The 234-nt window shown below is 70.9% G+C and carries 1 protein-coding gene; it reads right to left on the bottom strand.

From position 1 onward, the window contains the following. The coding region (locus ACLJNW_RS28615) for a hypothetical protein (RefSeq protein WP_410962062.1) at positions 1-234 on the bottom strand (234 nt) is incomplete at both ends.

The raw sequence follows: 234 nt of genomic DNA, 5'->3' as shown, positions 1-234 counted from the left end.
ATACCGGCACGTCCAGCGCGAGGAACTCGGCACGGCGCGCCGGGCCGTTCTGCAGGTGCTGCAGGTTGACCAGCGCCTGGACATCGGCGCCAGCGAAGGACTTCCTCAACGCCTCCGGATCGCTGTCGTCGAACCACACCGCCAGCGGCGCCTGGCCGTGCCGCTCGCTACGCCGCAACAGTTCGTCGATGGCGCCGGTCTGGGCGTCGGCGATGGCGCCGCGCGGGATCAGGA

Source organism: Salmonella sp. SAL4457, from assembly GCF_046548235.1.
In the GTDB taxonomy this organism is placed as follows: Bacteria; Pseudomonadota; Gammaproteobacteria; order Enterobacterales; family Enterobacteriaceae; genus Salmonella; species Salmonella enterica.
The sequence above is the reverse complement of the archived record's forward strand: the minus strand, read 5'-3'. Positions and strand labels throughout refer to the sequence as shown.